Here is a 26,063-nt window from a genome sequence, read left to right as displayed (position 1 = left end):
TCCGTTGACAGCCTTTCTTAAGCAGTGACCCCGGTTACCGGGCGTAGGGCGCTATTCTCGCCGGAGACGCCCGCGTCCGCCACCCATAAACCACCCCTCACAAGGATTTCTTTGAGGTGCGCACGCTTGCTCGCTGGCACCTGCGGGCGTAAAGTGGGCAATCGTCTACTGACCAAAGCCCAGCCTATGACTCCCGCACAAACTGCGCTTGCCCAAGTGATAGACGCCTGCGAGCCCCAAAGCCTGGTAGCGCTGGGCACCCTTGCCCGACAGATGGCCGGACGCTGGGCCGAGGGCCACAGCCCCTGTCACCTCACCGCCCTGGATGCAGCCGAGCTGCCTTCAGGCTGGCGCCCACCGGCCGTACAGGACCTGGCGCTGGTCACCGACACCCTGGAGCACCGGGACAAGAGCGAGGCCCGGCAACTGCTCGGGCAACTGCGCAACTACGGCACCCGCCAGATCGCGGTACTGGTCACCGACAGCACCCCCTGGACCCTGAGCGACTTTATCGGCCTCGGTTTTCGGCGCCAGGCACAACTGGATACCGACCCGCCGCTCAGCCTCTACACCTACAATATCGACACCTACAACCACAAACGCCCCTGGAATAACGCCCGTTTCTGGGCCAACCCGGAACGCTGGGGCAAACACTGGTGGTAAACCGCACCTGTTAAAAAGCGTGAGCCAACGTTACCAAAGTATTAAAGCCATTGCCCTCATTCACCCCGCCGCCTACCCTGTGGGTACTGTCACAGTCCACGGGAGGACACCGATGAAGACACCACTGATTACTCTCGCCGCGGTTGTCATGCTGAGCGCCTGCGGCTCTGACGGCGCCGAGACCTGGACTGCGGACGATAACGACAATGATGAGCGAGATGGTGGCCCTTGCGTCGAGATGTATCACGAACCCATCATCACCCTTGAGGAAGTGGTTGGTCAGCCCGCAGGGACCGCCCTGGCGCAGGTTCGGCTCTCGGATTTTAAGCGCGACGGGGAGCCTTTCCACCCTCAAGAGCTCTGCAGGCAGAGACCCGACGGCACAGGTCACCCGGTCGCCGCCAATATCGACTGCGAAGGCATCACAATCGAGGAAGAAACTCTTGTGTGTGACCTGCCCTGTCAATTCGGCAACTCCGAAAGAGCGTATCAGTTCACCGTGAGCGCTGAGCACTTTCAACCAAACGCTGTGACCATCGAGCCCGAGTACAGTGTGTTTGAGGGCGGTTGCCCGTCCTGGCGCGACGGCGGCAGCCGCTATCAGTTTGAGCTGACCGAGCAAGGCGATTAAGATAGCGGGCGATCATTCATTTCGCCCGGAGTCAGCATCAGCATGTGGTACCAAAAAGAAATTCGGCTCAAACCCTACCGCCGGGGCTTCCACCTGGTCACTGACGAGATCCTGAGCCAGTTCCCCGAGCTGAGCCAGGTCAGTATTGGCCTGCTCAATATCACCCTTAAACACACCTCGGCCTCACTGACCATCAATGAGAATGCCGACCCCACCGTGCGCGACGACTTTGAAAGCTACTTCAGCCGCGCCGTGCCGGAGAACGAGCCCTACTACCGCCACAACGACGAAGGCCCGGACGATATGCCCGCCCACCTCAAGGCCAGCCTGCTCGGCGCCAGCCTGAACATCCCGGTCACCAACGGCCGACTCAACCTGGGTATCTGGCAGGGCATCTACCTGTGCGAACACCGCAACCGCGCCAGTGGCCGCAGCCTGGTGTTGACCTTGCAGGGAGAGTAAGCCAGACCTGTAAGAATCTGTGAGCAAAGGTTACTCATTGGCAAAAAACGTTGTTACATCGGGCCCGTGCGCCTATGCTTGAGGCTAAACCGAGCCCGAAGGAGCGCGCCATGAAAGTGACTAGGATTGCCCCCGCCGCGAGTCTTGCAATGACAGCACTACTGGTTGGCTGTGGATCAGACGACAACGGCTTCGGACCCTGTGTCCACAACTACCTCGAACCCATCATCACCCTGGAGCGCGTCATCGGCACTCCGGCCGGAACCGAGTTATCCCAGGTAACCCTGTCGGATTTCAGCTTGGGCGGCATCCCCTTCTCAGCCCAAGAACTCTGCCCCGACATGCCCACCGGGATGAGTTACCCACCCATCGGCGGCATCTACTGTGAGAATGCGACGCCCGAGGACGATGTACTGATTTGTGACCTGCCCTGCCAATTCGGCAATAGCGATGGCGACTACGAATTCACCTTGACCGCTGAACACTACGCGCCTAAAACCGTCGAAGTGCAGCCAGAGTACGCCGTTTTCGAAGGCGGCTGCCCGTCCTGGAATGACGAGGGGAGTCGTTATACCTTTGAGTTGGATGAACAGGAATAAACGGAACCGGTGCCTCAGTGTCGGATTACGCCCTTCGGGCTAATCCGACCTACGCGGGACATCGCGCCAGAGTTTTAGTAGGTCGGATTAGGCACAGCCGTAATCCGACAATGCGGCCCCCACCCCGAAACATCGTGCCAGAGTTTTAGTAGGTCGGATTAGGCGCAGCCGTAATCCGACAATGCGGCACCCACCCCGAAACACCGTGCCAGAGTTTTTGTAGGTCGGATTAGGCGCAGCCGTAATCCGACAATGAGGCACCCAGCCACACAAGAAACGCCCCTCAATCCGTCGTTAATTCACCTTGTCCGGCGGTAAGGGTTTGCACAATGTCTCTTAACTGTTCGATGTCATTCATCGGCACGGCTACGTCGAGGCTGACGCGTTGGCTGTAGGCGGCCGATTCGACCATCAAATTGCGCTGTTCGAGGGCGTGGCGCAGGGCCGCTTCCTGGGCGAAGTCGATGTGGATGGTGACGGCGGTGGAGGGGGTGACGGTGCGCCACTGGGCGAGGTCCAGGGCACCGGAGACCGCGGCGCCATAAGCGCGCACCAATCCGCCGGCGCCGAGTTTTACACCACCAAAGATACGCACCACCACGGCGAGCGTATCGCCAGCGTCGCGGTGGGCCAACACGTTGAGCATGGGCTTGCCCGCGGTGCCACCGGGCTCGCCGTCGTCGCTGAAGGCCTGACTCAGGGGTTGACGTGCTGGCCCCAGAATATAGGCCCAACAGTAATGGCTGGCGCCGGGGCGTTCGGTGCGGATGCGCTCCAATGCCGCCATGGCCTGTTCGCGCGTGGTGACTGGCTCCAATAGAGCGATAAACTGGCTGCGTTTTTCCTCGTGGGTCCACTCGCACGGGCTCGCCAGTACCGGGTAGGCTGTGCTTGCAGTGTCAGTCATGATCGTCCTGTTCAATCACTTCGCATACGGTACAGTTGCGGCCCTTGCGCTTGGCTTGGTAAAGCAGGGCGTCGAGGTTGCGCAGGGTATCGTCCAGCTCGCCATCGGGGGTCAACGCGCAGAGGCCAATACTGGCCGTCACTGTCAGCGGCTCACTGCCGGAACGGGCAATGGGCTCACGGGACAACGACTGGTGCAGGCGCTCCGCGGCGTGCCCCGCTTCACCCAGTTCGGTGCTCGGCAACAAAATGATAAATTCCTCCCCGCCCCAGCGGCCCACCACATCCGCTTGTCGGAACACCTCTCGACAAGCATCCGCAAAGCACACGATTGCATCGTCTCCGGCGTGGTGGCCAAAGTTGTCGTTGATACGTTTGAAGTCATCCAGATCCAGCATCATCAACGCGCCGGGGCGAGCCCCGCGCTTGACCAGCGCCAACTCCTGGGACAATCGCTGCTCAAAGGCGCGCCGGTTGAGCAACCCGGTGAGCGAATCGGTGGACGCCCAATGGGTCATTTCCTTGCGTGCCGCGTCCAGGTCGCGAATCAGCGTCACCTGCTGGCGGTGGGCAAGCATCAGCTCCATGTGGGCCATGACCTGGTTGGCCAGGGCCTGAAGTGCGAAGGCCTGTCGTTCACTGAGGGTCCGGGGCTTGTAGTCAAGCACACACAGGGTACCCAAGGGCTGTCCGTCATGGCTTTCGAGCAGAGCCCCCGCGTAAAAGCGCAAGTGAGGCTCGCCGGTGACCAACGGGTTCTGGGCAAATCGGGGATCCCGGGTGGTATCGGGCACAATAAACAGGCCCGGCTGCATGATGGCATGCGCGCAGATCGACACATCGAGAGGGGTCTCGCGCACGCCCAGGCCTTTAACGGCCTTAAACCATTGGCGGTGGCGATCAACGAAATTGATCACGGCGATGGGGGCATCACAGATATAGGCGGCCACCTCCACCAGCTCGTCAAAAGCCGCCTCTTCCGGGGTATCCAGGATCTCGTAGGCGGCCAGCGCCGCCAGGCGGACTTCTTCCTGGTCGGGGGACAGGCAGCCCTTTAAGAGCTTGTTCATGATTTCTCCTTCCGGCGGTGCGCAAAGCACCTCGCCTAGACACTATTTTGCGCCTTTTTACCCTCACAGGATAGTTGACATTGCGCGCTAAATCAGCATAATGTCGCGTCCTTGCTCGGCTTGCGATCCAACGTCGCCCGAACGACAACCAATTTCAGTACTGATTTAATTTATAGGAGCACTTCGGTGGCCAATACCCCCCAAGCTAAAAAACGTGCACGCCAGAACGAAAAAGCGCGCAAGCACAACGCCAGCCTCCGTTCTATGGCTCGCACCTACCTCAAACGCGTCATTAGCGCCATTGAGTCAGGTGATGTGGAAGCGGCCAAAGGCGCTTACGCCGCCGCGGTACCGGTCATTGACCGTATTGCGGATAAAGGCATTATCCACAAGAACAAGGCCGCTCGTCATAAGAGCCGCCTGAACACTCGCATCAAGGCCATGGCTGCCTAAGCGGGTGCCTGCCCTGCGGGGCAGTCAAGTACGACCGGCGGCGCCGAGCGCGCTGCCCGAAGACCGGCCCAGGGCCGGTTTTTTTGTTGCGGGTAAAAAAGGGTTGATTTTTTCGGCGGTGATTGACATATTTCAGACACAATAACCCTATATAACGGGCACACAACAAGGGAGAACGCGTTATGTTGCCTAGAGATCACTATCTGAAGCAGCCCTTTCACGACCAAACCCATTTCCCCAAGGGCTTTGACCACGACGACCAGCTGTCCAGCACTCAGGCTCGCCTGCTGCGCAAGTACGGCACCCTGATTCAGGCCCTGTGCCGCAAAGAGGTCACCAACCCTACGGATGAGGACCAACACCTGCTCAAGGTGATCGACCACCAGTACGCCCCCAGAAGCCCGATTGAACAGGCCTGGATCAAGTATCTACGCCTGGTGGCCGAGCGCGCGGAAAAAATCCAAGAGACAGCCTAGGCGGTCAGAGGACGCGGGGCGCGAGCAGAATCGCGCCATTTGACGGTGTAGCCAATATCCAGCCGCTTGGGACCGGTCTCGCCTTCATCGGACAGCGCCCCAAGCACCATTTCAGCGGCCTTCACACCCATCTCGTAACGCGGGGTGTGCACACTCGAAAGCGACGGATTGACGTGTGCCATGGCATCCATGTCATTGAAGCCACACAGCAGCATTTGCCCCGGAATATCGATCCCCAGCCGCTGGCACTCGAACAGCGCCCCCAGGGCCAGGTCGTCGTTGCAACAGAAGACCGCGTCCAATTGGCCCGCGGCTTGCGTCCAGAGCTGTCGCATCAATTGCCCGCCCATTCCCACCGATGAGGGATCCTCGGTGGTGACCTCCAGCGTTTTATTGTTGAGCTGACGCTCAGACAGGGCCCGGCGATAGCCATGCAGGCGCTGATGTACGCGCGGATCCATGCGCGCGCCAAGAAATCCGATACGCTCACACCCCCGCGCCAGCAGGCCTGCGGCCACGTCATAACCCGCCTGATAGTGGGAAAACCCGATATTCATATCAATCGGCGCCTCCACCATTTCCATCATCTGCACCACCGGCACACAGGAGCGACGCAGCATGGTTCGGCAAGCGTCGGTCTGATCCGCACCGGTAATGATCATCGCTTCGGGGGACTGACTGAGCAATGTGCGCACCAGGCGCTCTTCCTCAGCCGGACAGTAGTGCGTATCCACCAACACCACCTTGTAGCCGGCGCGTCCGGTCACGTCGTAAATGCCCCGCAACACTTCGTTGAACACGGTATTGGACAGGGACGGTATTGCTACGCCGATAACATGGGAACGTGCGGATGCCAGGGAGCTGGCGAACTGATTGGGTATATAGCCCAGCGTATCAATCGCCTGCTGCACCTTGTCGCGCAACTGCTCGGATACTTTTTCGGGGTAATTGATGGTGCGCGACGCGGTCATGGAGCTGACCCCTGCCATCCTGGCGACATCGGCCAAAGTCACTTTTTTGCGGGCTTTACGAGCATCCAGCAGCATAAAACAATCCTCTTGTCTTGCCTTTGTGATTTGTTACCGCAAACATGGTAGCATGGCCCGCGTGTTTGCGCTACCAGATTTTTCATGGTACTGTCTTGAACACCCCTACTGAATAATGATTTAGATGACACCGATAAGGAATCTCCGACAATGCCGCACGCCCCACCAATGCTGCTGGTTGTTATGGGAGTCTCGGGTTGTGGCAAGTCGGTAACGGCCAAGCGGCTGGCCCAGGCACTCGGCATCCCTTTTCTCGACGCTGACGACTTTCACACCCCTGAAGCCCGAAAACGTATGACCGAAGGTCGACCCCTCGACGACGCCATGCGCGCTCCCTGGATTGCGAGCCTGAGCGAAACCCTGAGCGATCATCGAAAGCGCGGCCAGAGCTGCACCCTGGCCTTTTCCGGTCTGCGCCGCCAGCATCGCGAGGCCCTGCGTCAACTGGATTTTTGCACCCATTTCTTTTGGCTCACGGGCGACAAAGCACTCATCCGTGAGCGTTTGGAAGAGCGCCGCGATCACTTTATGCCGGTCTCACTGCTGGACAGTCAATTCGATAGCCTGGAAAGTCCCGCGGACGAAAAGGATGTTACGCCACTGGATACCCACCCGCCCCTGAACGACGTCGTCGACAACGCACTCAACATTCTCAAGCAACGGGCGCTCATCCCCTGAGATACAAGAAACGCACTGGCCCGGATATTGCGTCATAATCCACAACATGACCCTCAAGGAGCCGGGCAATGACCACCGATTTTTTGTCTCTCGACGAATTGCGCAGTAAAGTGAGCACCCTGCTGGCTGGGCTCTACCCCGCCAGCGACCCCCAAGCGTTAACCCAGGAGTGCCTGGATGCTATTGGCACCCGCCAGAACAAGGCCGTGGTGCCGCCTGAGGAACTCTGGTCCGAGCGCGATTGCCTACTGATCACCTATGGCAACTCCCTGCGCGAACACGGTCACAAACCCCTGGATACCCTGCAACACTTTCTGCACGATCATTTGCGCGAGGTGTTCAGCGCGGTGCACGTATTGCCGTTTTTTCCCTACAGCTCCGACGATGGCTTTTCCGTGATTGATTACACCCAGGTCGACCCCGAGCTGGGCGACTGGGAAGACATCAACGCCCTGGGAAAAGACTTCAAGTTGATGGCCGACCTGGTCATCAATCACACATCGAGCCAGAGCCGCTGGTTTCGCAACTACCTGTACGGGAAAGACCCCGGGCGCGACTATTTTGTCGAAGCCAGCCCCCACTACGACCTGAGCCAGGTGGTGCGCCCTCGCACCAGTCCACTGCTGCGTGCGGTGGAGACGACTGAAGGTACCAAGCATGTGTGGTGCACGTTCAGCCACGATCAGGTGGATGTGGATTTTCGCAACCCGAAAGTGCTGCTGGAGTTTATCGCGATCATTGGCCAATACCTGGATGAAGGGGCCCAGTGGTTGCGCCTGGATGCGGTGGCATTCCTGTGGAAGGAAATCGGCACCTCCTGCATCCATCTGCCGCAGACTCACGATGTGATCAAGCTGCTTCGACTGCTGATGGACTATAAGAACGCCCATGCGTTGCTTATCAGCGAGACCAATGTGCCCAACCGGGAGAACCTGACTTACTTTGGCAACAGTAACGAAGCGCACATCATTTACAACTTCAGCCTGCCGCCCCTGGTGATCCATGCCTTGCTCGCCGGCACGTCGCAGTACCTTAAGAGCTGGATGATGAGTATGCCGCCGTCGCCGGTGGGCTGCACCTATCTGAACTTTACCGCCTCCCACGACGGCATCGGTTTGCGTCCGGTAGAGGGCTTGCTTGATGATCACGAGTTGGACATCTTTCTGCAGGCACTCCAATCCTTTGGTGGGCGTATCAGCTGGCGCACCGATGCGGAGGGTAATCGCAAGCCCTACGAAGCCAATATCAGCCTGTTCGATGCCTTCAAGGGTTCTCTCAGGGGCACCGACCGCTGGCAGGAGGCGCGTCTGCTGTGCTCGCAAATCATCATGCTGTCGCTGGAGGGCATCCCGGCGTTTTACATTCACACGTTATTTGCCACCCCCAATGACCAGGACAAACTCGAAGCGACGCAAAGTAATCGTTCGATCAACCGCAAGAACTGGCAGATGAGTGAGCTCAACGAACTGTTGAACGATCCCGAAACGCCCAATCACAGAATTTTCAATCGCCTGCGCGAACTCATCGCAATACGCTGTGAGCAACCGGCGTTTCATCCGAACGCGACCCAGTTTACCTTGCATTTAAAGCCGGAGGTTTTCGCCTTTTGGCGTCAGAGCATGCAGCGCCAGCAGAGTATTTTTTGCTTGAATAATGTCAGCGATCGAGAGCAGCAGGTGAATCTGGCGGACATCAATCTGATCAGCACCGATGACTGGCGGGATTTGATCAGCGGTGAATCGATAGGAGATCTGTACGGGGTGTTGACGCTTGCACCTTATCAGTCGGTCTGGTTGACCAATTGGCACGGCAGGGATTGAGTCGGGTCAGGTGCCTCAGGTGTCGGATTACGCCCTTCGGGCTAATCCGACCTACTCGCAACAACGTGCCATTGCTACTGTGATTGTCGGGGCTGGGGACTGGGTGCCTCATCGTCGGATTACGCCCTTTGGGCTAATCCGACCTACTGGGTGCAACGTGCCATTGTTTGAGTAGGTCGGATTAGGCGCAGCCGTAATCCGACAAAATAACCACCAACCGCATAGATACAACGTGCCTTTGTCCGAGTAGGTCGGATTAGGCGCAGCCGTAATCCGACACTGAGGCACCCAACCCAACAACAGCGAGCCATTGCTCGCTTAACCTATATCGCCCGATCCTCATCAACTGCCTCTCGCAGCCGGCCGTACACATCGGGCACCGCGCTCAACACCCGCGACCAATTGGACATAAACGGGCGCTCGGTGGGGTCACTCAAAAACTGCTCGCCCGCGCGCATGATGCACTTGGTAAACAGCTCGATGGTGTCCTCTTCCTGATTGCGGTCCAGGGTCATGCCATTGATTACCGCGTCATTGTGATAGCGATCCACCAGATCCAATGCCAACCGATAATAGCTGGCTTTAATCGTACGAAACACTTCCGGGGTAAATACCCTGCCCTTGATGGCCAACTTGCGAAACAGCGACTTGGAAATATCCGTGCTCATCTTTGACAAGCCGCCATCGGGATTGTCGGGGGACAAGTCCTGGTGCTTATGATCGTAGGCGTCGGCAATATCGACCTGACACACGCGCTCATCGGAATAGCGCCGATTGACTTCCGACAGCACGCCGATCTCCAAACCCCAATCACTGGGAATCCGGATCGAACTCACCACGTCCATGACCATGGAAAACTCACCCGCGAGCGGGTAACGGAAGCTGTCGATAAAATCCAGGTAATCATCCGCTCCGTAGACTTTTTCCAGGGCCCGGACCAACGGCGACACCAGCAGGCGACTGACCCGACCATTGAGCTTGCCGCTTGCGGCGCGGTAGTAATAGCCTTTGCAGAAGGCGTAATTAAACGTCGGATGCACTACCGGATAGAACAACTTGGCAACGATATCGCGTTTGTAGGTAAGGATGTCGCAGTCGTGCAGCGCTACGGCCTTGGCCTTGCCCAGAGCCAAAGCATACCCCAGGCAGTACCAGACGTTGCGCCCCTTGCCCAACTCACTGGGTGCGAGGCCGTGGTCGGCCAGTACCGCATCAATAGCTCTCAGGCGCGGACCGTCGTTCCAGAGAATGTGATGCTCCTGCGGCAAGCGGGAAAAGAATTTTTTGGCGTGGCGAAACTCCTCCTCGGTGGCTCGATCCAAACCGATAATGATCTGATCGAGATACGTCACCTTGCACAGTTCATCGACAATATGCTCCAGCGCCGGCCCCTCCAGCTCAGAGTAAAGACACGGCAATACCAGACACATCGGTTTTCTTTCTTTCCACTCGTTGAGCTGCTTCTCCAAAGCCTCAATGGGATGAGCACCCAGGTTGTGCAAGGTGGCAATACGTCCATTCTGAAAAAAGTCACTCACGGCTTAACCCTCATGGTTTATTGGTCGACGTTGGCAGCCCGGCCAGAATCGCTTCAATCGCCTGTCGCCACCCGGCCGCACCGGGCTCTGGGGCAACAATGGCATCTCTTAGTGCATCATCCTGCATAACTGCACCATTGTGGCGCGGAATCACAACCGCAATATCCGCCTGTTTCAGCATGTCCAGGTCGTTGGGGCTATCTCCCAGTGCAATGGCTTTGGGGATTGCCCGAAACTGGTGCTGGTAGGCCTGCTGCAAGGAGCGTACCGCATCCCCCTTATCGCACTGACCCATCACATGGTAAAACCGTCCCCCTTTGATCAGGCGCAAGCGCTGCTGTGCCAACTGCTCGGTGAAGGCCTCCAAGGCTGCATCATCGTCCCGCCACAGCAGGGGCTCGGACGCCATACGTTTGCCGGCCCGGGTGGCCGCTTCTTCCGACAAGCCAGTCCTGGCGACAATGTCCTCAACACTCATTTCGGCAAACCCGGTAAAGGCAAACTGTTTTTTCAGGGGCGCCAGCACCGTCAGAATGCGTTCGCGACTGGCCCCCCGGTAACTGTAATAGTAGCCCGCTGCCGGCCCTGAGGTGATATCCAGCTGTAAAATCGCCTGCATTGCCTCGGGAATCACAATCACGCTGCCATTTTCACAGACAAAAGGCGCGGCGTTATCAAGCTCAGCGCGCAACTCCAGCATTTCTGGCGCGGTTTTGCTCGATACCAGAATCACCGGAATTTCGCGCTCGCGCAGGCGTGTCAGTGCCGGTTGCGCCGGGCGCCAATCATAGTCGTGGTGATTGAGCAGGGTTCCGTCGAGATCGGTAAACACCAGATAAGGGTCATAAGTCATCGGGGGGTCTCCTCCGGCATGAGAGCAGTTGTGGGCGCCACCGTCAGACCGGTCACCCGGTGTTCAGCATCCAGGGCTATAACGACGTCAGCGCGCGCGGGCATCTCGTCGAGCATCCAGCGCGTCAGGCGCTCGTAATGGCTGATAAAGTGTGCAACCTGTGCCGGGCTCATGACCCGGGAGTGGGCCAGCTCTTCGGGGGAGAGCCGGGCGCGCAGTTTCTGCTCTTGCAGTTCACGCCACTCATAGACCTGCTCGAACGAAGGTGCCTTGAGCATGACCAGGCAGTCCAACTGGGAAAACCACGGCTGGTAGTCCGCGAGCGCGCGATTGACGCTTGTCCGCCATAGGCCCTCGGGGTCCGACTCACGCTCGAGCGCATTGTACGGCTTCGCCAGGGCCCCATCGGGCTCAGGTACGGCCCCCAGGCACCAACCTTCGAGTAAAATGACCGCTGGCCGACCCTCAAACACCGGCCATTGATCCGGTGGCAATCGGTCATCCTGCGCCTTATCAAAGCGAGGCAGTGGCGTGAGGGTCCCGGGTCTGGCCGCTCGCAGCGCCGCCAGTACCCGCTCGGCCAGTGCCAGATCGTGGGTGCCGGGCACACCCCGGGTCGCAAACAGCGGGTGGACATCGCGGGCCAATTGCTGGCGCTCGGCACGGGTCAAATACACATCATCGATGGATAGGCAGCAGGCCCTCGCCCCGCACAGCGCCAGCAAGCCCTCCAGGCAGGCTGCGGCGGTTGATTTGCCAGTGCCCTGGGCGCCATTGACGCCCAGCACCAAGGGGCGCCCCAGCGCCTCGGCACGCTCAGCCAGCGCCACTGCCAGGGGCCAATAAAGCGCCACCAACGCCCCGCCCACGGTCGGCGAGAGCCGCTCCTGCGCACAAAACCCCGGCAGCCAGGCGGCCAGCTCAGGGGGTTCGGCGCATCGCTGCCAGGCAGGAGGCCATAGGGAGCCCGGGGATTTCAGTGCCATGCGGTAACCTCGTTTTCGGTGTCCAGTGTATTGTTCACAGCAAGATACCTGCCAGCTTAATGTAGTCATTCATCCGCTTAGATATGTAAAGACGCTTCAATTGATATACGCAACCATTTATACTCGAAGAGATCATACGTCGCGCTTGGTCAAATCCGCGCACGAAAACGATAACGCAAGACGATGAGAGCCCCCTATGAAAGCACTTGCCCAATCAACGATCCTGCTTGCACTCGCCCTTCTGTTGGTCGGCTGCGGCAGCTCCTCCAGCGACCCGGTCGGTGAAACCCCCGGAAACGGCAATGGTAACGGCAACAGCAACGGCAGCGGAAACGGGGAGGAGCCCCCGGTAACGGTCGAGTTGGACCCTTTCGACTCGGGCCTGCACCTGATTCCCAACCCACCGCCGGAGCCTACGCCTCACGACAGTATTCCTGACGGCGAGAACGTCTTTTTCGTCGCGCCCGATGGCAGCGACAACAACCCCGGAACCGAAGAGCAGCCGTTGCGCAGCATCCCCTTGGCGGTTGAAATGGTTGGCCCGGGCGACGTGATTGTGCTGCGCGGCGGCGTCTATCACGAGGATGACACGGTCAATATCCGCGGTGTCGACGGTACAGCAGAAGCCCGTATCACCTTGATCAATTACCCCGGCGAAACACCCATTCTGGACTTCTCCGCCCAAGAGAGTGGCCGCGGCTTGCGCCTGTGGGGAGACTATTGGAATATTGTGGGCGTCAAGGTTCGCTACGCCGCCCACAACGGCATCAACATCGAAGGTAACCACATCCGGCTGGAACGTTGCGTCTCCTACGGCAACGAAGATACCGGTGTTCACATCAGTGGCTATGGTTCCTACAACCTCGTCATGAACTGCGACTCCTATAAGAACGTCAATGCCCGTGACCCTGTGGGTAACCGTGCTGATGGCTTTACCGCCAAAGGCGACCGCCTGGGTGCGGGCAATATGTTCTATGGCAACCGTGCCTGGAACAACTCGGATGACGGCTTTGACTTCTGGGAATCTGATTCCACGATTATTCTGTACAACAACTGGGCCTTTGATAATGGCAACCCGGATGTCTTTGAATACCGGGAAGACCTGCTGGAGCGATTGGACATGACCTTTGCCGAATTCCAGAGCGCCTTCACTGGCGGCGGCAATGGCTTTAAACTCGGCCGCACTGACGAGAACGGCAATCACGTGGTGTACCGCAATATGGCCTTTGACAACACCCGCGGAAACGCCCACAAAGGTTTCGATCAGAACAGCAACTCCGGCACCATCCTGCTGGTCAACAACACGGCTTACAACAACGGGCGCAATTTTGCGTTCTCGGGCCGAAATGTACTGGCAAACAACCTCGCACTGGTGGGTATACACGACGTAGGCGGCGCCAATACCCAAGTGACCAACAGCTGGGATCTGGACGACGTCACCATCGACGAGAGCCACTTTGTCAGCACCGACACCTCCCTTGCACTCGAGCCGCGCAACCCGGACGGCTCGCTGCCCGACACCGATCTGTTCAAGCTGGCACCCGGCAGCGCGCTGATCAATGCCGGCACAGACCCCCAAGAGGGCCTCCCATTTAACGGTTCAGCGCCAGATATCGGCGCGCGCGAATTTTCTGAATAGGCAACCCGTCGGATACCCGCTGCCGGAAGGCAGCGGGCCTCATATCTCAAACAACGATAAGACCTAGAGGTCATCCAATGAAATTAAGCCCCTTTTTTATCGCACTCGCGAGTGCCTCGCTCCTTGTGGGTTGCGGCAGCAGCAGTACTGATACAGGAACCACCAACGGCAATGGCAATGGCAATGGCGGAGATTCAAGCAGCTCCTCCAGCAGTTCTGTGGACAATCAGAACGGCATTCACTGGAATGTCTACGCCGCCGACTACCACCCAACAGTAGACGGCTCTCTCACCCTCAGTGATGGCTCCGCGACGGCCTTCGCACTCGAGAGTGCTGAACCAGCCGACGCCGACTTTTTCACCGACAACGGCGACGGCACAGTCACCTTCGATAGCAGCGCTGTGGGCAGCTATCGCCTGGTCGCACAGCACGAAGGCATCGCCAACAATCAAGGCGACTACCCGAAGCACCTCACGTTTGTCACTGGCATGACCGGTTTCGCTGAAGGCTTTCGCCTGCTCGATATCGAGGTCGCTCTGGCCGATGAAGGTCAACCCGGCAGCCGCCTGAAAACCATTATCCGTGCTGACGGCAGCGCACAAGGTGTGCAGCTTGAACGTGCCAATAACGATGAATCGGTGGAGGCCTACGGGTATGAAATGGACCGCTTCCGTATCTACCAGGTCGCGATAACCCTGACTGATCCCGCCACCGGCGACGTACGGGTGTATATCGACGGCGAAGCCGACCCGGTACTGGAACTGGAATCAGCCGCGTTGCGCTCAGCCGTGAACGATGGTGACAACTACATTCGTTTTGGCGATGGCGGCAGCCACCAATACAAAGCCGAACTCGACTGGTTGATATGGACCGACGAAGCAGCTTACTCGCCCGATGAACTGGCCGGAAAACTGCCCGCAAATATTGGCTGTATCATTGGCTACGGAGACTCGGAAGATACTCGCGACTGTAAAGACGACGGCGCCGACGAACCGGTCGAACTGACCATTCCCGAGCCGCCCACACCGACACCTCACGACGTGATTCCCGCGGGTGAGAATATTTACTATGTCGCGACCGACGGCAACAACAGCGACGCGGGCAGCGAAGCTGCACCCTTTGCCACGCTGAACCACGCGCTCAGTCAGGTAGCGCCCGGCGACGTCATCGTGATGCGCGGCGGGGTCTACAACCACAGTAGCACCATCAACATCAACAATGTCAGTGGCAGCCCCGAGAACCCCATTACGATTTTTGCCTACCCCGGCGAGACGCCGATTCTCGATTTCTCCAGCCAGAATATTGGCGGCAATAATAACGGTATTCGCTTGAACGCCAACTACTGGCATCTCTACGGGCTGAAGATTCGTCACGCCGGCCACAACGGTATCCGTATGGACGGCAGCTTCAACCGCCTCGAACGCCTGGTGGCAAAGGAGAACTATGACACGGGCATTCATATGGCCGGCTCCGCCTCCAACAACCTGATCATGAACTGCGACAGCTATCGCAACTTCAACGACGGTCGCCGCAAGGCCGCCGGTGACAGCCCGAACGAACGGATTGGCAACAACGCTGATGGCTTTGGTGCCAAGTTCCCCGACCTGGGCCCGGGCAATATGTTCTACGGTAACCGCGCCTGGGAGAACTCCGATGACGGCTTCGATTTCTGGCGCGCGCCCCACCCCATTGTCCTGTACAACAACTGGACCTTCAGCAATGGGAATCAAGAGGCGCTAGGCTATGAAGGCAGTGATTTTGACGGTGGCGGTAATGGCTTCAAACTCGGTGGTAATCACGAACCCGGCGACCATCTAGTTTACCGCAACATGGCGTTCGACCTTCGCTATGGCAATAGCAACGCCGCGTTCGACAGAAACAACAACACCGGCGCCCTGACACTGATTCACAATACGGCCTTGAACAGCGTCAACAATTTCAATATCGGGAGCAATCCGGACGACAGCAGTAAACGTCATGTATTCCAGAACAACGCGAGTCTGATTGGAAACGTCAACATTGCCAACAGGTCTGTTCAAGAAGGCAACAGTTGGCAGCTTGCCAACGAACCAACCACCGGTGATTTTGTCTCTCTGAACGTTGATCTCGCAAAAAGTGAACGTCAGGCCGACGGCTCTCTGCCGGAGATTGATCTCCTGAAACCTAAGCCCGATAGCCCCATGGTTGATGGCGGAGTCGATATCGGCCGCCCCTTCAATGGCAGCGCACCGGATATGGGCGCCTACGAGTATCAACCCTAGCACTAACGTCAGTTTTGACCCGGTGACATCACCGGGTCTGTTTTCACCCTAGTAAATAAAGAGTAGTCACCACTATGAAATACTTGATTCCCTCCATCTTTCTGGCCCTGAGTTTAGGGTTATTGGCAGGCTGCGGCAGCAGCTCCAGCGACACCCCCCCCGGTAATGGCAACGGTAATGGCAACGGCAATGGCAATGGCAATGGCAATGGCAACGGGAACGGCCAGGAACCGCCGGTCGAGCAGGTTCCACTGCTTGAGGATGTCAGCGATCTGATTCCCACACCGCCGACACCAACACCCCACGACCAGATTCCTGAGGGCAATCAGGTCTTTTTTGTCGCCACCACCGGTAGCAACCAGGATGATGGCACCGGTGAAGACCGACCTTTTGCGACCTTGAGCCACGCGATCAGTCAAGTGGGACCCGGCGATGTGATTGTTGTGCGTGGCGGTGTCTACGAGAAAAGCACTACGCTGCGAATCGACTCTAGTGGTACCCAGGATGAAAAAATTACGCTGTTCGCCTACCCTGGCGAGGAGCCCATTTTGGACTTTACCAGCCAGGGGCTGGGTAACAACCGCCACGGCGTTCGCTTGAACGGCAGCCACTGGCACCTGTACGGCCTCACCATCCGCAATGCCGGGCATAACGGCATCCGCATGGACGGCAGCTACAATCGTCTGGAGCGAGTGGTATCCCACGGAAACTACGACACCGGCATTCACATGGCGGGCGGCGCTTCACACAACCTGATCATGAACTGCGACAGCTACGACAATGTCAATCTTGGCTCGGCCAATGGCGGCTATACCGCCAACCCCGGCAACAACGCCGACGGCTTTGGAGCCAAATTCGATATCGGCCCCGGCAACCATTACTACGGTAACCGGGCCTGGAACAACTCCGATGACGGTTTTGACTTCTGGCGCGCCTCCAGCACTATCGTCCTGCAAAACAACTGGGCTTTTGATCAGGGCCGCAATGATGTTTATGGTCACCTGACCGACTTCCGCGGCAACGGCAATGGCTTCAAATTTGGCGGCGATGGCGTCTACGGCGCTCACATCGCCATCGGCAATATCGCCTTTAACAACTTGGGACACCTCGAAAATGCCAAGGGTTTCGATCACAACAATAACCCGGCGCCCCAAGTGCTGATCCACAATACCGCTGTCAACAACCCGCGCAACTTCTCTTTCCCCAACCCGCCGGAAGAAGAGGACGAACGCTATATCATGTACAACAACTTCAGTTTGCTCGGCAACCTTGAGTTGTTCTCCCCACTCGTAGGCGGTCTTTCATCCGACGGCAACAGCTGGCAAATGGATACCAATCCGCGCCAGAGCGATATCAACATCCCGGACCTGGAGCTCGCCCGTAGCGAACGCCAGGCCGATGGCTCTCTGCCGGACATTGAACTTTTCAAAGTCCTTGAAGCCAGCGCGTTTAAAGAAGCCGGTGTCAACATCGGGTTCCCCTTCTCCGGAGAGGCTCCCGAGATTGGCGCTCACGGCTATACTCCCTAGCTTTACCAGGCCCGCTTCGGCGGGCCTTTTTTTGCCCCACTGTTTTGTAATCCTCCGCGCCTTTTCCTACAATGGAGACTCACTCTATTGCCAGGATCCCCGCATGCGTGCTCTTCTGACGTTTTTGACCCTTCCCTTGAGCTTTTTGCTACTCAGCAGCTGTGCCGCATACCCGGGTATCGACGATGACGCAGTACCCAAACGCGAGCCGGATGTGGTCTATGTTCCCACCCCTCAGGAAACCGTCGATCGGATGATGGCAATGGCCGATATCAGCGCCGACGACTATGTCATCGACCTGGGCTCCGGCGATGGGCGCATTGTCATTACCGCCGCAAGGGATCATGGCGCCCGGGGTCTGGGCATTGAAATCGATCCCCTCCTGGTGCAACAGTCGCGGGAGAACGCCCGCGCCGATGGCGTGCACCGGCGCGCGCGCTTTATCGAGGCAGATCTTTTTGAGACGGACTTTTCCGATGCCACGGTGCTCACAATGTTTCTCCTGCAACCGCTCAACATTCAGCTGCGGCCGATTATTCTGGAAACTCTGGCGCCGGGAACGCGAGTGATTTCCTATGTTTTTGACATGGAAGACTGGCAGCCGGACAAGGCCGACGAGCGTTTGAAAGTGTACCTCTGGTACGTACCCGCTGATGTAGCGGGTAACTGGGTGATTACCACCGCAGACGGCGACGAAATTCCCCTGTCACTGGAGCAGTCATTCCAGGATATCCGCGGTCACGCCACGGCGGGTAACACGTGGACGCGCATCAGTAGCGCCCACTTGAAGGGCGCTGAGATCAGCTTTGAGATTGAAGACACCCGTTATACGGGAGAGGTGCGCGGTGACATGATGATCGCCCTCGACCCTGATGAGCACGACTGGATCGCCGAGCGTATCCGCCCTGAAGCCGATGACACGGATGAAGAGAGCCATAACGGCAACGATGACTGACGACCTTTTTGCCGACGATACCCAGCCCTGGCAGGAGCCCCTCACGGGTGGGGCCGTGGTGTTGAGGCGCTTTGCCCTGGCCGAGGCAGACGGACTGCTGACCGACATCGAACAGGTCGTCACACAAGCGCCCTGGCGCCAGCTGTTCACCCCCGGCGGCAAACCGCTGTCGGTCAGGACCAGCAACTGCGGCGCCTACGGCTGGATCAGCGACCGCCACGGTTACCGCTATGCCCCACGCGACCCGCTCACCGATACCCCCTGGCCCGCCATGCCCGAGCGCTTTTTCAGACTCGCCCAGCGGGCGGCGGCCGAAGCGGGCTATCCAGTGTTTGCGCCCGATGCCTGCCTGATCAACCGCTACGCTGTGGGGACAAAAATGGGCCTGCATCAGGATCGGGACGAGCAGGACTTCAGCCAACCGATTGTATCTGTCTCCCTGGGGCTGCCGGCCACCTTTGCGTTTGGCGGCGCCCAGCGCAGCGACCCGACCACCAAGGTGCTACTGACTCACGGCGATGTGGTGGTCTGGGGCGGGCCGGTCAGGCGCCACTATCACAGGGTACTGACCCTCAAGGAGGGGACACATTTTCCGCTGGGTGACTGCCGGATAAACCTGACGCTGCGCCGGGCCCGCTAGGCGCCCCTTTTGGCAACAACTGTTGGCAACGACTGAGGGTCAGGGGCGTGGAGCGGCGTTGTTCCTAAGCCAGTAGTGACTGACCAGTTGCAGAACGTCGGAAAAATTTTCGAAGTCCAGAGGCTTGCACAGATAACTGTTGACCCCCAGGTTGTAACTTTGCAGGATGTCCGACTGCTCATCGGACGTGGTAAGTACCACGACCGGTGTATACCGGTAATCGCTGTGCTCTCGCAGTTGCTGGACCACCTCAAAACCATCGATGCCTGGCAGTGACAGGTCGAGAATGATCAGGCCCGGCTTGCGGGCAGATGGACGTCCCCGGTGTTGGCCCCGGGAAAACAGAAAATCCAGCGCTTCTTCGCCATCCCGGGCCAGTTGTACATCATAATCGTCGGCCATTTTGGCGAAGCCGCGCAGAGCCAGCTCCGCCTCGTCGGGATGGTCCTCAACCAACAGAATAGTATCCTTGCTCACACTCTGTATTCCTTTCCCAAAGAGTAAAATAAAATGTCGCGCCCGCCCCCGGAGAAGATTTTGCCCAGATCCGGCCACCGTGTCTGGCGATGATACGTTGAACCGTGGCCAGCCCAATGCCGATTCCGTCAAAGTCTTCGGCTTTGTGCAGCCGACTGAAGGGGGTAAACAACCTGTCGGCATACTTCATGTCGAAGCCGACGCCATTATCGCCAAGGCAGTAAACGTTTTGGCCGCTGCTTTGGTCACGCGCGAACCGGATCAGGATCTCGTTTCGCTGGCGGGAGTACTTCCAGGCGTTATCCAGCAAGTTGGTGATCAACACCTCAAAAATGCGCCTGTCGACGTCCGCACAGATATCCGGTTCCAGCTCCAACCGCGCCGGGCGGTCGGGCTCCCGCTCCTGTTGTTGGTTGAACACGCGTTGCACCAGTTGCGACACATTGGTGTCCTCAACGCACAGTTCGCCCTGGGTTACCCGGGACAGGCGTAAAAAGCTGTCAATCATCTCAGCCATTTCCCGCGTGCCGCTTTCAATCCTGCTCAGGTAGTGCCCGGCGTCACCGTGCAGGTCGTGGCCGCAGTCCTCCACCAGGATGCGGCGAAAACCCTCAATACGGCGCAGCGGGGCCCGCAAATCGTGGGACACCGAGTAACTGAAGCTCGCCAACTCCTTGTTCGCCGCCTCCAGTTCGGCGGTGCGCTGTCGTACGCGCTGCTCCAGCCCTTCGTTGAGCCGCTTCACTTCCTCCTCCGCCCGACGCCGGGCGATAATATCGCGTTCCAGCTCAGCGTTGACCTCGCGCAACGCCTCATAGGCCTGATGAAGGTTGTCGCCCAGCTCATTGAAGGCATGGGTCACCTGATCCAGTTCATCGGCCTTCCTGGGGGGCGTGCGGGCCAGGGTCAATTGCGAAGTCGCCTTGCCCAATTTGAACCGGCTCACAAACTGCGCGATGGTACTCAAATGCTGGGTGACCAGTCGGTAAAAAATATACAGGATGAACAGGGACACCACGAAGGTCTTTACACCCTGGGTCATCAGAATGACCACCGCCTTTTCCCAGAGGCGCCGGTAGACTTCGTCCATGGATGCGTTGATAACCAGCCGGCCAATATCGCGGCCTTCACCCCCCAGATGATAGACCAGCCGATACTCACGCACTATGGCGCGTTGTTCAACAGGCTCACCGATACGCAGAGCCAACGGATTGTCGACACCCTGGGGGTTCTCATAAACGGCGACCGACTGGATGTCCGGCAGGTGCCTGACGCCCTCCAGTTGCAACTGCAGTTGCCGGATATCGAGATTCCACAGGCTGGCGCTGATGCTGCCAAGGTAACCGCTTTCCACTTCGTCCAGCCGGGTATTGATGGCGCTCAGGTCTCGCTGATAGTCGACGTACAGCTGAACGCCGGTTGACAGAAGTGTCACACAGGAGCTGAACAGAATGATCAACAGCAACAGTCTCCGGCCAATGCCGCGGCGGCTGAAGGCGGAGCGAAGGCCGGACGAAGGCGAGGGACTATAGGGCATCTTTGAATCCAAAAGCAGGGTTGTCAGCCAGGAGCAGCACCTCACTCGGTCAGAAATAATGACGCTGCCGTATCTCTTCCAGTGTGCCGTCTTCCTTGATATCGCGTATGGCCTGGTTGATGGCCGACATGTTGTCGAGCTGAGAAGATTTTCTTGAACACTGGAAGACCAAGGGTACCTCAGCAAGCTGCAGAATATCACCCAATTGATCGGCGACACCTTCCTGCTCGGCAATAAACTGGATGGTTGGTATGGCACCGGCAATCACATCAATACGTTCACGTTCCATCTTGCGCAGGGCGATGGCGTAATCGGTATCAAACTGCTTATCCAGCGTCGGGTCCTCATCAAAACGCGGGTGAATACTTGCGCCTCTCAGTACGGAGATCGCACGCCCGGCCATATCGTCATACTCGCGCAGCACGATTCCCTCGCGAGCGATCACACCGATGGCGTGATAGGAAACCAGCTCGCCGGGTACCACCAGGCTCTCATCCCGGGGAATGAGGATGGTGCAGTCGTGATCACCGGATTCCAACTCCCGATCGACCCGGGCAAAGGGTGTCAGGGAGATACTCATACTCAGGCCACTGCGCTCGCCAATGGCCTCGATAAGTTCGGGGAACGCGCCCACAAAGCGCCCGCTCGACGGATCCACGGAAGCCCAGGGGGCCACATCAATGGTGATAAAGCTCATCGTATTATTGGCGTTCGCGTCATCCTGAGCTGCCGTCGCCAATAACGGCCAGCAGAGTAACAGCAAAATAAAAGCGGCAACGGAGGGCATAGCGTCATCCAGTGTCGTCTGATTCATTTTTAAGCGCCAACCCGCAGCGCAACCTCACCTATCTATAGCCTATTTTCCCTGAATTTGTCCGCTATGGCACGGCGTTTGTCAGGATTGGAGGGCCTGTCAACCCTCGCAGTCGACTGCTGCAGCGAATCGCAGGTGTTCGGTCAGGCCCTGTCGGTACGTCACGTCCCGGGTTGGGCCAGAGGGCGATCAGGTGTTGTTTTTCAAGGATGAGTGTACCGGGTGGCGCTGATGCTCGCCAGAGGGTCTGGCGAAACACTGGCCCACTCTTTTTTATTTTGTTAAATGAGGTCATATCTTATGAACCAGCGTATTTTACTCGTTGTAGGCGACAAATTCTCTTTCTACGTCCAGGGTAAGGATGCCATTACCCTATCGCAATTGCACGGCTTGCTCAGCTTGCCGGTGCAGTTCCTGCCAGGCCAGAGCACCACCCTTCTGGTTCCTGGTCAGGGCTTGGGTGATACGGCGGTGCGTGAGCTGCTCGACGCGGCTTCCCGGTCCGCCAACCTTGCGCATTTTGATTTCAGCTTGTGGCACCACCTTCCGGAGCGCGCTACCTCCGCCCTGTCGCACAAACGACGGCCGGAGAATATCCTGCTGTCCATGCCGCGCCAGCTGTCCGAGGATGAGTATGAAATGCACCTGATGATCGATGAACATTCAGAGTTGATGCAGGATCACCAGAGCGGTCAACACATCCAGGGCATGGTCCTGATTGAAGCGGCGCGCCAGATGACCATTCTGATATCGGAATGCTTCCTGATACCCAAGAGTGATGTGAACTATGGCTTTGTACTCAACAGCATGAGCGCAGATTACAACAACTTCACCTTCCCGATTGCGGCCAGTATCGTTTGCCGCATAGTGGAAAAGCAGTTGGATAACCCTCGCCGCCTCAATTTTGTCATGGAGGCAGAGGTGCGCCAATGCGGGATGACGGTCACCGCGTTCCGTTTTTCCATCTCTGCGATGGAACACGAACGTCTCGGCAAGCGCGAGCGAATGCTGGCCAACAAGATGCAGGATAATTATCTGGCGAGCATCACCCAGTCCCTGCCGGAAAACCGGAAACAGAAGGTGGAGAATCTGTGATGACTATGCAATCCAAACCTGTCACGCCACTCGCCAAGGTGGCACCTGCGGACGAGCACTGCACGTTTGCATTTTTTGATGTGGATGACACATTGATTGATGTCAAAAGCATGCTCAGTTTTCAGGCGTTCTGGTACGCCTCGCGCCCGGATAATGGCGAGCGCGAGCGCTATCTGCGTGAAATCGAACAGCACCTGCACGAGCGTGCATCCTGGGAAGTACTGAACCGGCGCTACTACCACTACTTTGCCGGGCGCAAGGTGGTAGACGTCGAGCAGGCCGGGCGGGAGTGGTTCCGTTGGCAAACGGCGTCCCGGGACGACTTTTTTCACGCGGGTTCACTGGCCGAGCTGCGCTGGCATCAGGCGGAGGGGCGGGAGCCGGTGTTTGTTTCCGGCTCTTTTCCTGCACTTCTGCAGCCTGTTGCCGACCACCTGGGTGTGCGGCAGATACTCGCTACACGCATGGAGGTTGCCGGCGATCGCTATACCGGTGAAATACTTCCTCCCCAGACCATCGGTACGGGCAAGGCGGAGGCCATCGGGCTATTTCTCGAGGCGGTTGGTGGCAAGTCAGACGACTGTTACGCCTACGGTGATGATATCTCCGATTTGCCCATGCTCCAGGCCGTCGGGCACCCGCGGGTTGTCAGTGGTGGCCGGGGACTGGTCGAGTGTGCTCGGGAGCGAGGCTGGACGGTGATACCGCCCCGCTGATTCTTCAGGCCTGAAATAACAAATCAGCGCTTCAGGGCGCAAAACTTGAACCCGCTTCGGCGGGTTTTTTATTGCGCCTTGGGTGTGATCCTGTGATAGAGCTCTGCGATAGGAACGGGGTAGCCGAGCAGGTAGCCCTGGGCCTGATCGCAGCCGAGCTCGGCAACGCGCTGGCGCTGCTCTTCGGTTTCTACGCCCTCCGCCACGACTTCAAGGTCCAGCCCCCGCGCCATGACGACAATCGTTTCTACCAACTTTCCGGTGTGGGGGTTTTCAATAATCTGACTGACAAAACTGCGGTCTATCTTGAGGGTTTTGAAAGGATACTTTTGCAGGTAGCCGAGCGACGAGTAGCCCGTACCAAAATCGTCAATGGAAAGGCGCACGCCCAGTTCACAGAGCGCGTTCATATTGCGCTGGGTCTGTTCGTCATCATCGACCAGCACCCGTTCGGTAACCTCCAGTTCCAGTTGCGCAGGAACAAGACCGGACATCGCCAACTGTTCTGTGACCTGTCGGTCAAAACCGGGGACCTGCAACTGCGTTGCTGACACATTGAGAGCCAGCCGCATAGGGGAAGCATCGCCACCTGCCTTGAGCAGCGGGGCCGCTTCGGTGCAGGCCTGACTGAGCACCCAGTTGTCTATTTCGGCGACTATGCTCATGTCTTCGGCCTGCGGAATAAAGCGGTTTGGCGCCCAGAGGCTGCCATCCGGCTGGCGCCAGCGCACCAATGCCTCAATACCGACAATTTTCTGGGTCTGCAGGTTGAATATGGGTTGGTAATGCAGTTCCAGTTCACGACGCTTAACCGCATGGCGCAAACGGGTTTCCAGTTCCAGCCGTTGCATCAATTGGGTATTGATGTCCTCGGTGAAGAAGTGGAACTGGTTTCGCCCCAGGTCCTTGGCCTTGTACATCGCCAGGTCCGCATTGCGCAGTATCAGGTGGGGATTCTCTCCATCCTGCGGGTAGAGGGCAATACCGACGCTGGCCGTGACAAAGTACTCCCGCCCGATAAGGGTAAACGAACGTGCGAAAGCGTCGATGATTTTTTCCGCGATCTGCTGCACTTCCAGCGCACTGCCCACTTCTGGCAGGACAATGACAAACTCGTCCCCGCCCATGCGCGCCAGGGTGTCACCACCGCGAATACAAGCGCTCAGACGTCCCGCAGCCTTGGTCAGCAGGGCATCCCCAATGCTGTGACCGAGGCTGTCGTTGACGTTCTTGAAGTGATCCAGGTCGATAAACAGCAGTGCCGCCAAATGCTGGTGGCGCTGGGCCGACGCCACCGCGACGGTGAGCCGATCGACCATCAGGGCCCGATTGGCGAGGCCGGTCAGGTGGTCATAGTGCGCCTGTCGCAACAGCTGTTCTTCGTAACTGCGGCGGACGGTGATGTCCTCCTTGACGATCACGAAATGCGTGGGCTGGCCCTGGTCGTTATTGAGGGGGGAGGCGTGCACAAACTCCCAGAAAAGCTGGCCGTCCCGGTGCTTGTGACAAAACTCGCCGCGCCACTCCCGACCGTTTTGAACGCTGGCCAGCAATTCGCGCATGGCCTGGGCGCTATCCTCGTCCAGGAGAGTAAAGCCCAATTCCTGACCGATAGCCTCCTCTGCGGTGTAGCCGGTGGCCTGTTCAAAACGGGGATTGACATACTCAATCACACCCTGGGCATCGCTGATGACCACAGCCACCGGGCTCTGCTCCACGGCGCGCGACAGTATGCGCACCTTGTCCTCGGCCTGGCGACGAAGGCGGCGAACCTCCGCATCGCGCAGCTCCCGCTCAATCGCTGGTATCAGGCGGGCGTAGGACTCCTTGCTCATAAAGTCGTGGGCGCCCTGCTTAAGCAGGTTGACCACATCCTCGGCCTCTACGGCACCCGAAGTGATGATAAAAGGCAGGTCCAGCCCACTGTTGTGAAGGGTGTTCAATGCTTCTTCAGCGCTGAATTGCGGCAGACTGTAATCGCACAAGATCAGATCCCAAGCGCTACGACGCAGCGCGGAAACCATCTGATCCCGGGTCTCTACCCGCAGCCCATCCGGAGCGAAGCCACCGCGCCGGAGTTCGAGACCCACCAGTTCGGCATCGGCTGCCGAGTCTTCGACATAGAGTACTTTGAGCAATTTTCCCATTGAGCCTGTCCACTTATTGTGTATGTGCAATCAACAGTCTGCCGTTAAGCTTCCGGTGTCTCTGTTGCCGGG

At 58.1% G+C, this 26,063-nt stretch carries 25 protein-coding genes; 15 read left to right on the top strand and 10 right to left on the bottom strand.

Annotation, left to right across the window (positions count from 1 at the left end; genetic code table 11):
• Positions 1-186: 186 nt before the first annotated feature.
• The 4 genes from DKW72_RS04460 to DKW72_RS04445 all read left to right on the top strand — a co-directional run bounded on the left by DKW72_RS04460 (position 187) and on the right by DKW72_RS04445 (position 2,355).
• Positions 187-663 (top strand): DUF6231 family protein, encoded by a 477-nt coding sequence (locus DKW72_RS04460; RefSeq protein ID WP_111641338.1) that lies wholly within the window; start codon positions 187-189, stop codon positions 661-663.
• A gap of 112 nt (positions 664-775) precedes the next feature.
• Positions 776-1,294, top strand: coding sequence for a hypothetical protein (locus DKW72_RS04455; RefSeq protein WP_111641125.1), 519 nt, complete (start codon positions 776-778; stop codon positions 1,292-1,294).
• Positions 1,295-1,336: 42 nt separating this feature from the next.
• Entirely contained in the window at positions 1,337-1,756 is a 420-nt protein-coding gene (locus tag DKW72_RS04450; RefSeq protein ID WP_111641124.1) for a secondary thiamine-phosphate synthase enzyme YjbQ, read from the top strand.
• 110 nt (positions 1,757-1,866) lie between these two features.
• Positions 1,867-2,355, top strand: coding sequence for a hypothetical protein (locus tag DKW72_RS04445; protein ID WP_111641123.1), 489 nt, complete (start codon positions 1,867-1,869; stop codon positions 2,353-2,355).
• Positions 2,356-2,638: 283 nt separating this feature from the next.
• Here the strand turns inward: DKW72_RS04445 and DKW72_RS04440 are convergent, their stop codons facing one another.
• Together DKW72_RS04440 and DKW72_RS04435 are read right to left on the bottom strand one after the other, a co-directional pair.
• A complete protein-coding gene (locus tag DKW72_RS04440; protein ID WP_111641122.1) occupies positions 2,639-3,262 on the bottom strand; it encodes an IMPACT family protein in 624 nt (207 codons plus the stop codon).
• Complete coding sequence (locus DKW72_RS04435) at positions 3,255-4,331, bottom strand: sensor domain-containing diguanylate cyclase (protein ID WP_111641121.1); 1,077 nt, start codon at positions 4,329-4,331, stop codon at positions 3,255-3,257. The genes DKW72_RS04440 and DKW72_RS04435 overlap by 8 nt, the downstream gene beginning before the upstream one ends.
• A gap of 186 nt (positions 4,332-4,517) precedes the next feature.
• Here DKW72_RS04435 and rpsT point away from each other — a divergent pair, with 186 nt between their 5' ends.
• Together rpsT and maoP are read left to right on the top strand one after the other, a co-directional pair.
• Positions 4,518-4,784 carry a 30S ribosomal protein S20 gene (gene rpsT, locus DKW72_RS04430; protein WP_111641120.1) on the top strand — a complete coding sequence of 89 codons (267 nt, stop codon included), beginning with the start codon at positions 4,518-4,520 and terminating at the stop codon, positions 4,782-4,784.
• A 182-nt stretch (positions 4,785-4,966) separates the two neighbouring features.
• Entirely contained in the window at positions 4,967-5,260 is a 294-nt protein-coding gene (maoP, locus tag DKW72_RS04425) for a DUF413 domain-containing protein (RefSeq protein WP_111641119.1), read from the top strand.
• Here the strand turns inward: maoP and gntR are convergent.
• Positions 5,257-6,306 (bottom strand): HTH-type transcriptional regulator GntR, encoded by a 1,050-nt coding sequence (gene gntR / locus DKW72_RS04420; protein ID WP_111641118.1) that lies wholly within the window; start codon positions 6,304-6,306, stop codon positions 5,257-5,259. The genes maoP and gntR overlap by 4 nt on opposite strands.
• A gap of 150 nt (positions 6,307-6,456) precedes the next feature.
• Between gntR and DKW72_RS04415 the strand changes: the two genes are divergently transcribed.
• The gene (locus tag DKW72_RS04415; protein ID WP_111641117.1) at positions 6,457-6,984 is read left to right on the top strand and encodes a gluconokinase; all 528 of its coding nucleotides are present in this window, start codon (positions 6,457-6,459) and stop codon (positions 6,982-6,984) included.
• Between the two features lie 68 nt (positions 6,985-7,052).
• On the top strand, positions 7,053-8,804 hold the full coding sequence (locus tag DKW72_RS04410) for an alpha-amylase family glycosyl hydrolase (protein ID WP_111641116.1): 1,752 nt from the start codon (positions 7,053-7,055) through the stop codon (positions 8,802-8,804).
• 323 nt (positions 8,805-9,127) lie between these two features.
• Here DKW72_RS04410 and DKW72_RS04405 read toward each other — a convergent pair whose 3' ends face one another.
• From DKW72_RS04405 to DKW72_RS04395, 3 genes are read right to left on the bottom strand one after another with little or no spacing between them, the layout of a single operon-like run.
• The gene (locus tag DKW72_RS04405; RefSeq protein ID WP_111641115.1) at positions 9,128-10,342 is read right to left on the bottom strand and encodes a glycosyltransferase family protein; all 1,215 of its coding nucleotides are present in this window, start codon (positions 10,340-10,342) and stop codon (positions 9,128-9,130) included.
• Between the two features lie 10 nt (positions 10,343-10,352).
• The gene (locus DKW72_RS04400) at positions 10,353-11,195 is read right to left on the bottom strand and encodes an HAD-IIB family hydrolase (protein ID WP_111641114.1); all 843 of its coding nucleotides are present in this window, start codon (positions 11,193-11,195) and stop codon (positions 10,353-10,355) included.
• Complete coding sequence (locus tag DKW72_RS04395) at positions 11,192-12,181, bottom strand: phosphoribulokinase (RefSeq protein WP_198411217.1); 990 nt, start codon at positions 12,179-12,181, stop codon at positions 11,192-11,194. Before DKW72_RS04395 ends, DKW72_RS04400 begins: the two co-directional genes overlap by 4 nt.
• Before the next feature lie 196 nt (positions 12,182-12,377).
• On the opposite strand from DKW72_RS04395, the gene DKW72_RS04390 reads away from it, so the two are divergent.
• From DKW72_RS04390 to alkB, 5 genes are all read left to right on the top strand, one after another.
• Positions 12,378-13,820: a right-handed parallel beta-helix repeat-containing protein gene (locus tag DKW72_RS04390; protein ID WP_111641113.1), complete on the top strand. Its 1,443-nt coding sequence runs from the start codon at positions 12,378-12,380 to the stop codon at positions 13,818-13,820.
• Between the two features lie 77 nt (positions 13,821-13,897).
• Entirely contained in the window at positions 13,898-16,081 is a 2,184-nt protein-coding gene (locus tag DKW72_RS04385) for a right-handed parallel beta-helix repeat-containing protein (protein ID WP_111641112.1), read from the top strand.
• A 74-nt stretch (positions 16,082-16,155) separates the two neighbouring features.
• On the top strand, positions 16,156-17,610 hold the full coding sequence (locus DKW72_RS04380) for a right-handed parallel beta-helix repeat-containing protein (protein ID WP_111641111.1): 1,455 nt from the start codon (positions 16,156-16,158) through the stop codon (positions 17,608-17,610).
• Positions 17,611-17,713: 103 nt separating this feature from the next.
• Positions 17,714-18,565, top strand: coding sequence for a class I SAM-dependent methyltransferase (locus DKW72_RS04375; RefSeq protein WP_157960389.1), 852 nt, complete (start codon positions 17,714-17,716; stop codon positions 18,563-18,565).
• Positions 18,558-19,205 (top strand): DNA oxidative demethylase AlkB, encoded by a 648-nt coding sequence (gene alkB / locus DKW72_RS04370; protein WP_111641109.1) that lies wholly within the window; start codon positions 18,558-18,560, stop codon positions 19,203-19,205. Before DKW72_RS04375 ends, alkB begins: the two co-directional genes overlap by 8 nt.
• A gap of 39 nt (positions 19,206-19,244) precedes the next feature.
• Here the strand turns inward: alkB and DKW72_RS04365 are convergent, their stop codons facing one another.
• The 3 genes from DKW72_RS04365 to DKW72_RS04355 are packed head-to-tail and all read right to left on the bottom strand — an operon-like array spanning position 19,245 to position 22,033.
• Complete coding sequence (locus DKW72_RS04365; RefSeq protein ID WP_198411216.1) at positions 19,245-19,682, bottom strand: response regulator; 438 nt, start codon at positions 19,680-19,682, stop codon at positions 19,245-19,247.
• Positions 19,654-21,219 (bottom strand): sensor histidine kinase, encoded by a 1,566-nt coding sequence (locus DKW72_RS04360; protein WP_111641107.1) that lies wholly within the window; start codon positions 21,217-21,219, stop codon positions 19,654-19,656. Before DKW72_RS04360 ends, DKW72_RS04365 begins: the two co-directional genes overlap by 29 nt.
• 49 nt (positions 21,220-21,268) lie before the next feature.
• Positions 21,269-22,033, bottom strand: coding sequence for a substrate-binding periplasmic protein (locus DKW72_RS04355; protein WP_111641106.1), 765 nt, complete (start codon positions 22,031-22,033; stop codon positions 21,269-21,271).
• Between the two features lie 300 nt (positions 22,034-22,333).
• Between DKW72_RS04355 and DKW72_RS04350 the strand changes: the two genes are divergently transcribed.
• Positions 22,334-23,128, top strand: a complete 795-nt coding sequence (locus tag DKW72_RS04350) for an AfsA-related hotdog domain-containing protein (protein WP_157960388.1) — start codon at positions 22,334-22,336, stop codon at positions 23,126-23,128.
• The gene (locus tag DKW72_RS04345; protein ID WP_111641104.1) at positions 23,128-23,844 is read left to right on the top strand and encodes an HAD family hydrolase; all 717 of its coding nucleotides are present in this window, start codon (positions 23,128-23,130) and stop codon (positions 23,842-23,844) included. Before DKW72_RS04350 ends, DKW72_RS04345 begins: the two co-directional genes overlap by 1 nt.
• 68 nt (positions 23,845-23,912) lie before the next feature.
• Here DKW72_RS04345 and DKW72_RS04340 read toward each other — a convergent pair whose 3' ends face one another.
• Positions 23,913-25,991, bottom strand: coding sequence for a putative bifunctional diguanylate cyclase/phosphodiesterase (locus DKW72_RS04340; protein WP_111641103.1), 2,079 nt, complete (start codon positions 25,989-25,991; stop codon positions 23,913-23,915).
• Positions 25,992-26,063: the final 72 nt, after the last annotated feature.

Origin of the sequence: Marinimicrobium alkaliphilum, assembly GCF_003259155.1 — a bacterium.
GTDB lineage: Bacteria > Pseudomonadota > Gammaproteobacteria > Pseudomonadales > Cellvibrionaceae > Marinimicrobium_A > Marinimicrobium_A alkaliphilum.
The sequence above is the reverse complement of the archived record's forward strand: the minus strand, read 5'-3'. Positions and strand labels throughout refer to the sequence as shown.